This is a genomic window from Clostridium aciditolerans (assembly GCF_016316925.1).
GTDB lineage: Bacteria > Bacillota > Clostridia > Clostridiales > Clostridiaceae > Clostridium_AM > Clostridium_AM aciditolerans.
In genome coordinates this window covers 133,262-146,475 of the sequence record NZ_JAEEGB010000001.1, presented here as the reverse complement: position 1 = coordinate 146,475, position 13,214 = coordinate 133,262, and the positions used below count along the sequence as shown (strand labels likewise).

Annotated in this window: 13 protein-coding genes and 1 riboswitch; of the genes, 7 read left to right on the top strand and 6 right to left on the bottom strand. The window is 32.1% G+C overall.

Going from position 1 to position 13,214, the window contains the following annotated elements; translation table 11 throughout:
• Window positions 1–17 precede the first annotated feature (17 nt).
• The 3 genes from I6U51_RS00645 (at window position 18) to pepT (I6U51_RS00635) (ending at window position 4,701) form a co-directional block, all read left to right on the top strand.
• Window positions 18–1,721: a methyl-accepting chemotaxis protein gene (locus I6U51_RS00645; protein ID WP_211140670.1), complete on the top strand. Its 1,704-nt coding sequence runs from the start codon at window positions 18–20 to the stop codon at window positions 1,719–1,721.
• Window positions 1,722–2,062: 341 nt separating this feature from the next.
• Window positions 2,063–3,295, top strand: coding sequence for a peptidase T (gene pepT, locus I6U51_RS00640; RefSeq protein WP_211140669.1), 1,233 nt, complete (start codon window positions 2,063–2,065; stop codon window positions 3,293–3,295).
• A gap of 173 nt (window positions 3,296–3,468) precedes the next feature.
• Window positions 3,469–4,701, top strand: coding sequence for a peptidase T (gene pepT, locus I6U51_RS00635; protein ID WP_211140668.1), 1,233 nt, complete (start codon window positions 3,469–3,471; stop codon window positions 4,699–4,701).
• Window positions 4,702–4,884: 183 nt separating this feature from the next.
• Here the strand turns inward: pepT (I6U51_RS00635) and I6U51_RS00630 are convergent, their stop codons facing one another.
• Window positions 4,885–5,835: a patatin-like phospholipase family protein gene (locus I6U51_RS00630; RefSeq protein ID WP_211140667.1), complete on the bottom strand. Its 951-nt coding sequence runs from the start codon at window positions 5,833–5,835 to the stop codon at window positions 4,885–4,887.
• A gap of 258 nt (window positions 5,836–6,093) precedes the next feature.
• Here I6U51_RS00630 and I6U51_RS24980 point away from each other — a divergent pair, with 258 nt between their 5' ends.
• The gene (locus tag I6U51_RS24980) at window positions 6,094–6,219 is read left to right on the top strand and encodes a hypothetical protein (protein ID WP_281395899.1); all 126 of its coding nucleotides are present in this window, start codon (window positions 6,094–6,096) and stop codon (window positions 6,217–6,219) included.
• Between the two features lie 38 nt (window positions 6,220–6,257).
• Here I6U51_RS24980 and I6U51_RS00625 read toward each other — a convergent pair whose 3' ends face one another.
• Together I6U51_RS00625 and I6U51_RS00620 are read right to left on the bottom strand one after the other, a co-directional pair.
• Window positions 6,258–6,896 (bottom strand): amino acid ABC transporter permease, encoded by a 639-nt coding sequence (locus tag I6U51_RS00625; protein WP_211140666.1) that lies wholly within the window; start codon window positions 6,894–6,896, stop codon window positions 6,258–6,260.
• Between the two features lie 20 nt (window positions 6,897–6,916).
• Window positions 6,917–7,723 carry an amino acid ABC transporter substrate-binding protein gene (locus I6U51_RS00620; RefSeq protein ID WP_211140665.1) on the bottom strand — a complete coding sequence of 269 codons (807 nt, stop codon included), beginning with the start codon at window positions 7,721–7,723 and terminating at the stop codon, window positions 6,917–6,919.
• A 171-nt stretch (window positions 7,724–7,894) separates the two neighbouring features.
• Between I6U51_RS00620 and proC the strand changes: the two genes are divergently transcribed.
• Window positions 7,895–8,734, top strand: a complete 840-nt coding sequence (gene proC / locus I6U51_RS00615) for a pyrroline-5-carboxylate reductase (RefSeq protein WP_211140664.1) — start codon at window positions 7,895–7,897, stop codon at window positions 8,732–8,734.
• 108 nt (window positions 8,735–8,842) lie between these two features.
• Window positions 8,843–9,301, top strand: a complete 459-nt coding sequence (locus tag I6U51_RS00610; protein ID WP_211140663.1) for an L-2-amino-thiazoline-4-carboxylic acid hydrolase — start codon at window positions 8,843–8,845, stop codon at window positions 9,299–9,301.
• 192 nt (window positions 9,302–9,493) lie between these two features.
• Here I6U51_RS00610 and thiE read toward each other — a convergent pair whose 3' ends face one another.
• Genes thiE through thiD form a run of 3 tightly spaced genes read right to left on the bottom strand, consistent with a single transcriptional unit; the run spans window position 9,494 to window position 11,758 of the window.
• The gene (thiE, locus tag I6U51_RS00605) at window positions 9,494–10,105 is read right to left on the bottom strand and encodes a thiamine phosphate synthase (protein WP_211140662.1); all 612 of its coding nucleotides are present in this window, start codon (window positions 10,103–10,105) and stop codon (window positions 9,494–9,496) included.
• Complete coding sequence (thiM, locus tag I6U51_RS00600) at window positions 10,096–10,920, bottom strand: hydroxyethylthiazole kinase (RefSeq protein ID WP_211140661.1); 825 nt, start codon at window positions 10,918–10,920, stop codon at window positions 10,096–10,098. The genes thiE and thiM overlap by 10 nt, the downstream gene beginning before the upstream one ends.
• Window positions 10,921–10,954: 34 nt before the next feature.
• A complete protein-coding gene (gene thiD / locus I6U51_RS00595) occupies window positions 10,955–11,758 on the bottom strand; it encodes a bifunctional hydroxymethylpyrimidine kinase/phosphomethylpyrimidine kinase (protein WP_211140660.1) in 804 nt (267 codons plus the stop codon).
• Between the two features lie 182 nt (window positions 11,759–11,940).
• Window positions 11,941–12,044: riboswitch (TPP riboswitch) on the bottom strand.
• Window positions 12,045–12,215: 171 nt separating this feature from the next.
• Here thiD and I6U51_RS00590 point away from each other — a divergent pair.
• Window positions 12,216–13,118, top strand: a complete 903-nt coding sequence (locus I6U51_RS00590) for a D-alanine--D-alanine ligase (RefSeq protein ID WP_211140659.1) — start codon at window positions 12,216–12,218, stop codon at window positions 13,116–13,118.
• The last annotated feature ends 96 nt before the right edge of the window (window positions 13,119–13,214 follow it).

Here is a 13,214-nt window from a genome sequence, read left to right as displayed (position 1 = left end):
TGATTAGGGGGGGTATTATGAAAAGTAAAATAATGGCTTTAACTACAATACTGTTTTTAGGAGTATTTTTAATAGCTGGTATAGGGATATCGTACATAGGTAAGATAATCCTTCAAAATGTTCTTGTGGAAACGTTAAATAAGCAGGATGAAATAAACAATATAGTATCAAGGTTTAATCAGCAGAACATTAAAGTAATATTAATAGTAGTACTTATCTGTGGAATACTATCCTTTATTGCATTTGCTGTATATTTTAATAGAGTATTTAAAGGGTTAGAGGATTTTAAAGGTGACCTTATAAAGATATCAGAAGGTCAATTAGCCGTAAGAGTTAAAAGCAATGGCTTTTTAGATGAGTTGGCTAAAAGTGCAAATACAATAGTTAATAATACTAAGAAAATTTTAAGTGAAATAGCGGAAGTATCACAAAAAAATAGAGATTTAACATTAGTATTGCAAAAAAATACAAAGCAGACAGAAGCAGCTGCTGGTGAGATAGCTAACTCTGTTCTAGCAATAGCAGAATCTGTATCGAAGCAGTCGCAGGACGCATCTTCTACAGGTGAAAGTACTAAATTAATGGCTGAAAATGCAGGAGAAATAGCAGAGCACGCAAGTGATACGCAAAGTATTGCTGAAGAAATGATAAAAGTAATTAAAGAGAATGGGGAAGTTTTTAATAATATAATATTAAAAATGAAAAGTACAGGAGATATCAGTAATAATTTAGCTAATAGTGTTAAGGAACTTCAGAATGAAGCAGACCAAATAAATAATATAGCAAAAGTTGTAACAGAGATAAGTGATAGAACCAATTTGTTAGCATTGAATGCGGCTATTGAAGCTGCTCGTGCTGGAGAACATGGCAAAGGTTTTTCAGTAGTAGCTGAAGAGGTTAGAAAATTAGCAGAGCAGTCATCTAGTTCGGCTGGAGAAATAAGAAAACTTATTGAAGATATAACTGATAAAATCACAAAAATAACACAAGAAGCTGACATGCAGGTTAAAGGGATAAATGAAGACATACTATTTGCTGATAAATCTAAAGATTCTTTTACTAAAATAACAGAGTCTACTCAGTCAACTTATAAAGCAGTAAATGCTATACAGCAGCTAGCAAAAGATACATATACTATGTCAGACAACGTTAATGATTTGGTAAATGATATGATTTCTAGTACTCAAGAGTCCTTAGCATTTACACAAGAGGTTTCAGCTTCAGCAGAAGAACAAACAGTTTCTATGCAGGAGCTTACTGGGTTAATTGATAAGATAAATGAATCTGCTGACGGTATTGATCTAAAGCTTAAAGAGTTCATTAACAATATAAATATAGGGGAAAAAGAAGAAAAAATTATCAAAGGAGGATTTGATAAATTAAAAGATATTCTAAAGGAATTAGATAGCAGGTCCTTGGGATTTGATAACTCCTCAAAATTTTTAAAAGAATTATTGGATGCCAATAAAGAATTTGAATATATAGGTATAATTGATAGCAAGGGAATAATGAGATCTGCGAGTCATCAAATATCGAAAGATAATAATGATTTTTCATTTCGTCCATATTTTAGAGAATCAATGAATGGTAATGAATATAGTACTGAATCATATATATCTAATGTAAGCTTTAATTATTGTATAGCTATATCAGTGCCTATGAAGGATTCAAAGGGAAATATCAATGGGGTGATTATGGCAGATATTTGTATTGAACAATAAATAAAACATATATAAACCGGAATTCTACTTTAAAAAACTAGAATTCTGGTTTTAATAATAAATAGTATAACAATAATTATACTAACAAATACTAACTATAATTGTTCAGTCTTAAAATTGATAGTTTTATATAATTTCGCAATACATATTAAAAAAATAGTAATAATCACACTATTGAATTATAAAATTGGTATTAATTTATTGTGTTAAATGATTTTATTCAATATTCTTAATAAGGATAATATCAGATTCACATTTAAAGGTAAATTGCCATTTGACATGAATAGTGATATAATTTTTAGGCGAGGATTATAAAAAGAATGAGCATAGGAGGCATAAATATGTCAAAAGTTGTAGAGAAATTTTTAAATTATGTTAAATTTGATACTAGATCAGATGAAGAATCTACTACTGTCCCAAGTACTTCAAAACAACTAGTTTTAGCAGAAGAATTAGTAAAAGAGCTAAAAGAAATGGGATTGAAGGATGTATCCTTAGATAGCAATGGATATATAATGGCTACTTTACCAGGAAATATAGATAAAAGCGTTCCTGTAATCGGTTTTATAGCTCATATGGATACAAGTCCAGAGATGCCAGGTCATGGTATAAAGACTAAAATTGTTGAAAATTATGATGGTAATGATATCGTTTTAAATGAAGAGCAAAAATTAATTCTTCGTGTAGAGGAATCACCAGAAATAAAAGAATATATAGGAAATACTATAATCACTACAGATGGAACAACTTTACTTGGAGCTGATGATAAAGCTGGTATAGCTGAGATAATGGCAGCAATGGAATACTTAACTCAACATCCAGAAATTAAACACGGAGATATTCGTGTTGGGTTTACTCCAGATGAAGAAGTTGGACGTGGAGCTGACCACTTTGATGTTGAAAAATTTAATGCAGATTTTGCGTATACTATGGATGGTGGAGCAATTGGTGAATTAGAGTATGAAAACTTCAATGCAGCATCAGCTAAAATAGTTATATCCGGAAGAAATGTTCACCCTGGATATGCTAAAAATAAAATGATAAATTCTATGCTTATAGCTAAAGAAGTTATGAGTATGATGCCTGAAAATGAAACTCCAGGTACAACAGAAGGATATGAAGGATTCTATCATCTTGTTTCAATGAATGGTGGAGTAGAAGAAACACAATTAAGTTACATAATAAGAGATTTTGATGCAGAGAAATTTGAATCAAGAAAGACTTTTGTGCAAGATGTAGTTAACAAAGTTAACGAAAAATATGGTTCAGGCACTGTAGCTGTAGAGATAAAAGAGCAATATAGAAATATGAAAGAAAAAGTAGAGCCTGTAAAATATATAGTTGATATTGCATTCGAGGCTATGGAATCAGTAGGTGTAAAACCATTAGTTAGACCTATAAGAGGTGGTACAGATGGGGCAAGACTTTCTTTCATGGGACTTCCTACACCAAACATATTTACTGGTGGACACAATTTCCACGGTAGATTTGAATATATTCCAGTTCAATCAATGGAGAAAGCAGTTGAAGTTATATTAAAGATAGCTGAACTGTCTTCAAAAATGGAAAAATAATAAGATTAAAAAAGACCGGAGGTTAACTTTCGGTCTTTTAATTCTATGTTTTACCAATTGGCTGAGGAATTATTAGTATTAACATTATTAGAGATAAATTGCCACTTATTGCGAATAATGATATAATTTTTAGGCGGGGATTATAAAAAGAATAAATAATAGGGGGAATTATTATGTCAAAAGTTGTCGAAAAATTTTTGGAGTATGTTAAATTTGATACTCAATCAGAGGATGGCGTTGATAAGTGTCCAAGTACTGAAAAACAATTAGTTTTAGCTAAAGTACTAGTAGAAGAACTAAAAGAAATAGGAATGCAGGATGTGTCCTTAGATGATAATGGATATATAATGGCTACTTTGCCAGGAAATGTAGATAGAGATGTTCCTGTAATCGGTTTTATAGCGCATATGGATACAAGCCCAGAAATTTCAGGAGAAAATGTAAATCCTAAAATTATTAAGAACTATGATGGTTCCGACATTGTTTTAAATGAAGAGAAAAATATAGTGCTTCGTGTATCAGAATCACCAGAGCTAAAAGACTACGTAGGTAAAGATATAATAGCTACAGATGGAACAACTTTACTTGGAGCTGATGATAAAGCGGGTATAGCTGCAATAATGGCAGCAATAGAACATTTAATACAACATCCAGAAATTAAGCATGGAGATATTCGTGTTGGATTTACTCCAGATGAAGAAATAGGCTGTGGAGCTGACCATTTTGATGTTGCAAAATTCAATGCAGATTTAGCTTACACTGTTGATGGTGGAGCAATTGGCGAATTAGAGTATGAAAACTTTAATGCTGCAAGTGCTAAAGTAACTGTAAGGGGAGTAAATTATCACCCAGGATATTCTAAAAATAAGATGATAAATTCAGCTCTTGTAGCAAATGAATTTATTTCTATGCTTCCAGCAAATGAAACTCCAAGTACTACAGAAGGATATGAAGGATTCTATCATTTATTATCTTTTAATGGTGGAGTGGAAGAAACTATTTTTAGCTATATAATAAGAGATTTTGATGCTCAAAAGTTTGAGAAAAGAAAAACATTAATGCAGGATATAACTAATAAGTTAAATGAAAAATATGGTGACGGCTGCGTAGTTACTGAGATAAAAGAACAGTATAGAAACATGAGAGAACAAATAGAGCCTGTAAAATATGTTGTAGACATAGCATTCCAAGCTATGGAAGAGGTAGGAGTAAAACCTATAGTTAGACCTATAAGAGGTGGTACAGATGGAGCTAGACTTTCATTTATGGGACTACCTACACCAAACTTATTTACTGGTGCTCACAACTGGCATGGAAGGTTTGAATATATGCCAATTCAATCAATGGAAAAATCAGTTGAAGTTATAGTTAAAATAGCGGAGCTATATGGTAAAAGAGAAAAATAATACGACGTATTATTTTTTAGAGGACAGTTGACAGAGGACAATTGACAGTGAAGGTGAGTTTTCTTCCTTGCGTCAGAAAACTAATTTATTTTTTTAAGGTCGAAAAATCCTCCTTCATTGTCCTCTGTTAATTGTCAATTGTCCTCTAATAAAAATTTTGCATCGCAAGATTTTTATAATGTGCTACTTAGCTAAGGAATTATTAATATCGACATTATTACATCTATAGATCCTAACGTAATCTTCAAAATTCCAGCTCTCATGAAATTTAGCAGCGCTTTTATAACCGGATTTAAAAAGCTTTAGGCTTCTTCTCTTTGAAAGCTGAAAGTCTGTAGATTCAACTTCGCCAGTAGGGATGAGTATAGTTCTTGCTAGGTTTTCATTTTTTAACCATTCTCTATTTTTCTCAGCAGAAAGTGTATTTGCAATATCAAATAAAAAAGATATTGGATCTGTTTTTCCTTGCTTTGTATTGCTTATTTCAGGACTATCAAATTTAAAACCAATAGTTGGCCATCTAGGACTTCCTTTAACATCAAATATGTTAAGTGGAAAGTTGCAGCAAACGGCACCATCTACAATATAGCTTATACCATCTGCATGGACAAATTGTACAGGCTTAAAATAAAAAGGAATACTAATGCTCATTCTAACAGCCTCTGCTATTGAAAATCTCATTGGATTTATTCCGTATTTAGGCAAGTGGTCTGGAAGTATTAATATTCTTCGTCTTGTTATATCAGAAGCTATTATCTTTAATCTACACTCTCCATTGAAGGTTACATCTTTAAATTTACGGACACCTTTTGCTTTTAAAAGTTTACTCATCCAATCTTCAAAGTATTCTCCAGAATAAATGCCCTTTTCAACAAGAAAACCAAAAGCTTTTCCTACTAAAGGAAGTCTCTGTAATCCGCTTTTATCTAAAAAATCACTAAAGTCCATTTCCATCAATATCTGCTTCATTTCCTTGGCTGTATAACCTGCGGCAATAAGAGCAGCTATTACTGCACCTGCGGAAGTTCCTGCAACACGCTGCCATTCATAGCCCTGAGCTTCAAGATAAGTTAAGGCTCCAACTATACCTACCCCTCTCATACCACCGCCTTCAAAGACAGCATCAGCTTTCATAGTATAATACACCTCTTTAAATTTTTTAATTTAATAGCACTATTTTTATAAATTACGAATATATATATATATTATTAAAACATATAGTGAAAGGTTATCCAAATATTTGAAAATATTAAATAAATTTTTTGAAATTGTAGTTTAAAAATAATAAAAATGTGATATTATATAGTTATATTTTTACATATATGTATTTATATTTAAAATATAACTATATATAAATATTAAATTTTAGACAAAATAAAGGAGGAAAGACTTGTGAAGGATAGTAATATTTTTAAAATACCAATGGATGTAATTGAGGAGTGCTTAAAGGAGTGTTTAGATGATCCTAATAATAAGGAAAATAAAAAAGAAAAAACAAGCTTTGTCAGCAATAAGTAACAAGAACTTGTTTTTCTAATAAGTTTAAAGATTGATTATTAATAATAAGAATATTTCTTTTCAAGTGTTCTAAACGTTATAACCAAAACTGAAGTGATTAATAAGTATATGGCAGCAGCTATCATAAATGGTGTTATGGTGAAGTCTCTGGTTACAATCTCTTTTGCAGCCCTTAGAAGGTCACCTATACCAATAGCTGCAACCAATGCCGTATCCTTAATAAGGTTTATACTTTCACTACAAATAGGAGGAATAACGTTTTTGATTGCCTGTGGAATTATAATATATACCATAGTTTGTCTATAATTCATACCTAGAGCTTTTGATGCTTCAAACTGACCTTTATCTACGGATTCAATACCGGCTCTGAATATTTCAGCTAAATATGCTCCATAGTTTATACTAAAAGCAATACTAGCAGCAGTTAATGGTTCTAATCTTATACCTATTACAGGAAGACCGAAGTAAGTAAAAAACAGTTGTAATAGCAAAGGAGTTCCTCTAAAGGCCCATGTATATAAACTTAATATAGTTTTTAAGGGTTTTATCTTTGAGATTTTTCCTATAGCAACTAGGATTCCTAAAGGCACTGAGAATATAGACACTATTATAAAAAGTTTTAAAGTTATTAAGCTTCCCTTTAGAATAAACCCTGTAATATCCGTAAGATTAGCCATTTAAATCACATCCTATCTTTCTATTTTGCAATAATATTTTTGCCAAACCACTTTTGAGATATTTTATCAGCAGTTCCATCAGCTTTCATAGAGTCTAAAGCTTTATCTAACTCTTCTTTAAAGCTTGAATCTGTCTTTCTGATACCTACACCATAATCCTCTTTTCCAAAATCGTCATTAAGAGTTTTGTATATTCCAGGCTTTTTAGATAAATAATATCTGCCAACAACTTCATCTACAACTACTGCATCTAAGCGTCCTTGTTTCAAGTCCATCAATGCTTCAGTATTATCTGAGTACTTTTTAACTTCTTTTAGAGATTTTGAAGTGTTTGTATCTGCGGATAAAGCAGCTTCACTACTACTTCCAAGTTGTAATCCAACTACCTTACCTGATAAGTCTTTTTTTGAACTTATTGGTGAATCATTTCTTACTACAATAATTTGCTTGTTTTGAAGATACACTTTTGAAAATGCTATCTGTTCTTTTCTTTTATCTGTAATAGTTAGTCCATTCCAAATTACATCTATGTCTTTATTATTTAGGCTAAGTATAATTCCATCCCATTGAACTGGTTTAAATACTACTTTAACGCCCATTCTTTTTGCTGCTTCTTTAGCTAAATCAATGTCAAAGCCAACAATTTCTCCTTTGTCATCTTTAAAGCCCATAGGAGGAAAGCTGTCGTCTAATCCAACCACGAATTCTCCTTTTTGTTTAATATCATTCCAAGAATTATCAACAGATTGTTTGGCTTGTCCACAACCTGATAAGAATATTCCTAATGTAAATATAACTATAGTCAGTAATACTAATCTTTTTTTCATTTTTATTAACCCCCAAACAATTTTAGATTTATTACAGTACTTATTATACTTTAACGTACTAAATTTGTAAAGTAATAAAATAAAAATAATATTAATATGTATATAAAAATATATACAAAAGCATAAAATTATTGTATGATTCAGAAAATAAACATTTTAGGGGGAATTAAAATGAGTAAGCTAGGCAAAAAATTTGGATTTATAGGTGGAGGCCAGATGGGTGAGGCCATAATTAAAGGGATAATTAATGCTGGGTTATGCAGTACTGAAGATATCTATGTAATGGATATCTTAAATTCAAGATTGGAATATCTAAAAGAAAATCTTTGTATAGTCAATTCCAGCAGTGATAGAAGCGCAGGATATGATTACTTAATAAATAATTGTGATATTATAATGTTAGCTGTAAAGCCTCAATCCCTAAAGGAAGTTTTAGAGAATATAAAGAATTGTAAATGGAATGAAAGACATATGATAATATCAATAGTAGGAGGCGCTAAGACTTCTACTATTGAAAAATACTTAGAACAGGTTCCAGTAGTGAGAGTTATTCCTAACACTCCGATGCTGGTTAATATAGGTGCATCAGGATTGGCTTTAGGAAAAAATGCAGTTCAGCAGCATGGAGAGATAGCCTTATACATATTTAAGGCATTAGGTGTTGCATACTTAGTTCCAGAAGCTTTAATTGATCCTATAACCTCCGTAAGTGGATGTGGACCTGCGTACATCTATATGCTAATTGAAGCTATGGCTGATGGTGGCGTAGAAATGGGACTTACACGTGATATGGCTCAAACTTTGGCAGCACAAACTGTTATGGGGGCTGCTAAAATGGTACTTGAAACTGGTGATCATCCAGGAAAATTGAAAGATAAGGTTTGTTCACCTGGAGGTTCTACCATTGCAGGAGTAAGAGCATTAGAGCAAGGAGGATTTAGAGGAATTGTAATGAATGCAATCGAGGCAGGTAAAGTACGTATGGAAGAAGTGGGAAAGAAAGCAGATTAACTAAATAGAAAAGACAAAGAATACTTTAAGTTATATGTATATGAAATTTTTAATTCTACACAATTTAAGGTAAACATACCTGATAAAATAGTTCAAGGGGGAGTTAAAATGAGCAAAATAAGAAGTACTGATGAGCCAGTGGGAAGAATGGCTAAACTCATGGCAGAACTTTATTATTTCATGGCTAAAGAGATGATTGATAGGTTAGGTGAGGAGAGGGGAAAAGAAGCTGTAAGGGCGTCGATAAGTAAATTTGCAGAAGCAAGGATAAATTCAATGTATGAAGAGGCTAGAGAAAAAGGATTGGGAATAAATCTTGAAACATATGTAAAAGTAAGAGACATGCCAGGCATTTCCTGGGAAAGAGATCCAAATAATCCTGAAGATATAACATATTGTCCAATGCATGATATGTGGAAAGAGCTAGGTGTGGAAGATATAGGAGCTATATATTGTGAAATAGACGATATATTGTATAAAGCTTTTAATGCAGAGTTTGAAAGACCTTTATGCAAAACCAGCGGAGACAACTGCTGCAGATTTATTGTTAAACCAAAAGATAAGTAATATAAGTTATAAATATTCAATAAGGATATTGACTTATTAGCGGTATTCATAGGGCTACCTCAGACTATGGAGCCGCAAACAAGAAAATTGACTTACACAAAGGGATATGTTTCCAAAGCTGAAGGCAGATTTTAACGTGATGAAGCTTGGAAACATATCCCGGGGTGTAAGACAATTTTCGGCCTTGCAACCCTATAGCTTTAATGCTTTAGCGGCAGCTTTAATATCCTTTTTATCAAGAATTGCTGATATTACAGAGATCCCATCAACACCTGTTGATAATACTTCTCTAAAGTTTGATTCGTTTATGCCACCTATAGCTACAGCAGGTATATTTATTTTACCGTAAATTTCTCTTAAGCCTTCAATTCCTATAGGAACGTCTATATCTTTTTTAGTTCCTGTAAAGAATATAGCACCTATGCCTAAGTAATCTGCTCCATTTTGTTGTGCTTCTAGAGCCTCTTCTAAATTACCTGCAGATATGCCAATGATTTTGTTTTTGCCAAGTATTTTTCTAGCAATAGATAAATGCATGTCATCTTGTCCTAAGTGAACACCATCTGCATCAATTGCTTGTGCAATATCTATTCTGTCATTAATTATTAGAGGAACTTTATAATAGTTAGTTATTTCTTTTGCTTCTAATGCTACTCTATAAAACTCTCTTGTAGATATATTTTTTTCTCTTACTTGAACAATAGAAGATCCTCCTAGAATTGCTTCTTCTACAACGGTTTTAAGGCTTCTTCCTTTTAAAAAATTTCTATCAGTAATAAGATATAAGCTATAGTCTATTGCCATATTATCCTACCTTCTTTCTTAATCTTTTCCTCAGATAAAGTATAGATACAGTCAATTAATTTAACTCTGAAGCTTCCAGGAAGTCTGCACATTTCATATGCTTCCTCACCAGCTAAATTCATTGAAAGAATTGCACATACAGTAGATATAAGCTTGTCTTCATACACTCCAGCTGTTGCAGCGCAAAGGGCACCAACCATGCAGCCAGCACCAGTTATTTTTGTAAGCATCTCTGTACCGTTCTGAATAATAGCACTGCGATTTCCATCTGTTATAAAATCATCTTTTCCTGTAGCTGCAACAACACAGTTATATTTTTGCGCTAATGCTATACAAGATTCTAGAGCTCCTTCACCACTATCAAGAGAATCTACTCCACGAACCTCACAGGCATCTCCTGCTAAGAATTTTATTTCTCCGATATTTCCTTTGATAACATCTACTCTGCCAAGTTCTAAAATTCTCTTAATTATTGAATTTTTTCTTGGAATAGCAGCACAAGCTACGGGGTCTAGTACTACAGGAGTATTGTTAACTTTAGCAGATATAGCTGCAAGTACAGCAGCTTCTTCTTGTTCTTTAGTAAGTGTTCCGACATTTATGTAAAGGGCTGATGAAATTTTTGTAAAATCAAAGACCTCATCATAGGCTTCACACATAGCAGGTGAAGCACCATAGGACAAAAGTATATTGGCACAATCATTTATAGTTACATAATTAGTTATACACTGTACTAGAGGAACCTTTTTTCTTAAATCATTTAAAACCTCGCAGACATTATTGCTATAACTTGAATTATCTGAATTAGTAATCATATTTAACTCCTCCTAAATATAAAAATATTTAATTCTATTTATAAGAAATATCAGCTTTTTTATAAACTTCTACAAAGTGCCCAACAGGTCCAACACCATGGCCAATAGAGAAAGAATTTTCTATTGCCTTTGTTATATAGTCTTTTGATAATTCAATAGACCTTTTTATATCATTGTTTTTTGCCAAATGAGATGCTATTGCAGAGGATAAGGTGCAGCCAGTTCCATGGGTATTTTGCGTATTTATTCTATGACCTTTTAAGGTTAAAAAATCAGACTCGCATAGTAGTATATCATTGGCATCATTACACCTATGTCCGCCTTTCATAAGTACATTTTTGGCACCTAATCTTTTAATTATTAATGCCGCTTCCTTCATAGCATCAGAATCTTCTATTTTCATGCCTGTTAAGACTTCAGCTTCAGGAATATTTGGAGTCACAACATCTGCTATAGATATTAAGTCTTTTATGGCTTCCTGTGCTTCAGGTTTAAGTAAAAAATATCCACTTTTTGAAACCATCACAGGATCTACAACTACATTTTTTGCATTATATTCTATTAGCAAATCCTTTATTGTTTTTATAATTTCTATATTGGAGACCATTCCTATTTTCACAGCATCTACTTCTATGTCATCAAATATTGATCTTATTTGGGCTTCTATAAGTTCTTTAGACACCTCCATCACATTTTGGACGCCTATGGTATTTTGAGCTGTTATTGCTGTAATTACACTCATTCCATAAACACCAAGGGCACTCATAGTTTTTAAATCTGCCTGTATACCTGCACCACCGCAGCTATCAGAACCTGCAATTGTTAATACCTTTTTCATATAAACACCTCTGTTCAAAAATAGTACTTAAGTACAATATAATTTTATTATGGGTAAAATAAGACTTTTAAAGCGTAGTTTTGTAATATAAAATTGTGATCTAAATCCATGTAATAATTTATTAGATTAATAAATTAAAAAAAGTGTATTGCAGAAAAGCAATACACCAGGTTTGTCTAATTATATTATTATAGCTGCTTCCCTACGCCAGTTTTAGCTGGATCAGGTTCAAAGGGTTAGAGTAAAACTCCTCTCAGCCTATTTTTAGGCACCCCCACAAAAATATTTAGTTGTATACTAAATATTTTACTACAATAAATAAAATTATCAATAGGAAACTCCATATGTAGAAAACCACTTACATCATAAAAAATATAATGAGTGGTACTTTCATTATTTCCTCAAATGTATAGAATATAATTAAGAAGAGCAAAAATAATTGATGGAGGAATAAGAAATGAAGATAGGAGTTATTATGGGAGGCATATCTTCTGAGAGAGAAGTGTCTTTGAATTCAGGAAGGGAAATAGTAAACTATTTTGATAAGAATAAATATGAGGTTGTTCCTATTGTTATAGATAAAAAAGATGACATAATAGATAAAGCTAAAGATATAGATGTTGCATTTATTGCCCTTCATGGTAAGTTTGGAGAAGATGGTATAATTCAAGCTGTACTTGAAACAATGGATGTTCCATACACAGGTTGTGGACCTTTGACCAGTGGCGTATGTATGAATAAGGATATAACTAAAAAGGTATTAAGATCAACAGGAATTAATACTGCAGATTGGTTATGCGTTAGAAGAGTAGAAGAAATAGACTATGATTATATAGAAAAAATTGGATATCCTGTGTTTGTTAAGCCAAACAGTGGTGGTTCTAGCGTAGCTACAAACTTAATTAAGAAAAAAGAAGATGTAGAAAACGCAGTAAGACTAGCGTTAGACTATGATAACGAAGTTATGATAGAAAAGTATATAAAAGGTGATGAAATAACTTGCTGTATACTAGATGGAAAAATGATGCCTATAATTGCTATAAAGCCAAAGGCAGAGTTCTTTGATTACACAGCAAAGTATGCTGATGGTGGTTCAGATGAAATTATAGTTCAGTTTGAAGAAGGACTTCAAAAGAAAATAGAAGAGATGGCATTAGATTGCTGGAAGGTTTTAAAGTGTAGTGTATATGTAAGAGTTGATATGATAATAAAAGATGGAGTACCTTATATTCTTGAACTTAATACACTTCCAGGAATGACTAAAAATAGTCTTTTCCCTAAGAGTGCTAAGGCTGTAAACATGTCATTTACTGAATTATTAGATCAAATAACAGAAATTTCATTAAAAGAAGTAAGATAATTAAAACTTAACCTAAATAGATAGTGATGATTACAATATAAAAGACTCTCCTCAGAATATGGGGAGATTTTTTTATATTAAAATGTTTAGCACTCT

Excerpts from the sequence above, each read along its gene's own strand:
- I6U51_RS00645 (WP_211140670.1), top strand. The coding sequence starts at position 18 with ATGAAAAGTAAAATAATGGCTTTAACTACAATACTGTTTTTAGGAGTA.
- pepT (WP_211140669.1), top strand. The coding sequence starts at position 2,063 with ATGTCAAAAGTTGTAGAGAAATTTTTAAATTATGTTAAATTTGATACT.
- pepT (WP_211140668.1), top strand. The coding sequence starts at position 3,469 with ATGTCAAAAGTTGTCGAAAAATTTTTGGAGTATGTTAAATTTGATACT.
- I6U51_RS00630 (WP_211140667.1), bottom strand. The coding sequence starts at position 5,835 with ATGAAAGCTGATGCTGTCTTTGAAGGCGGTGGTATGAGAGGGGTAGGT.
- I6U51_RS00625 (WP_211140666.1), bottom strand. The coding sequence starts at position 6,896 with ATGGCTAATCTTACGGATATTACAGGGTTTATTCTAAAGGGAAGCTTA.
- I6U51_RS00620 (WP_211140665.1), bottom strand. The coding sequence starts at position 7,723 with ATGAAAAAAAGATTAGTATTACTGACTATAGTTATATTTACATTAGGA.
- proC (WP_211140664.1), top strand. The coding sequence starts at position 7,895 with ATGAGTAAGCTAGGCAAAAAATTTGGATTTATAGGTGGAGGCCAGATG.
- I6U51_RS00610 (WP_211140663.1), top strand. The coding sequence starts at position 8,843 with ATGAGCAAAATAAGAAGTACTGATGAGCCAGTGGGAAGAATGGCTAAA.
- thiE (WP_211140662.1), bottom strand. The coding sequence starts at position 10,105 with ATGGCAATAGACTATAGCTTATATCTTATTACTGATAGAAATTTTTTA.
- thiM (WP_211140661.1), bottom strand. The coding sequence starts at position 10,920 with ATGATTACTAATTCAGATAATTCAAGTTATAGCAATAATGTCTGCGAG.
- thiD (WP_211140660.1), bottom strand. The coding sequence starts at position 11,758 with ATGAAAAAGGTATTAACAATTGCAGGTTCTGATAGCTGCGGTGGTGCA.
- I6U51_RS00590 (WP_211140659.1), top strand. The coding sequence starts at position 12,216 with ATGAAGATAGGAGTTATTATGGGAGGCATATCTTCTGAGAGAGAAGTG.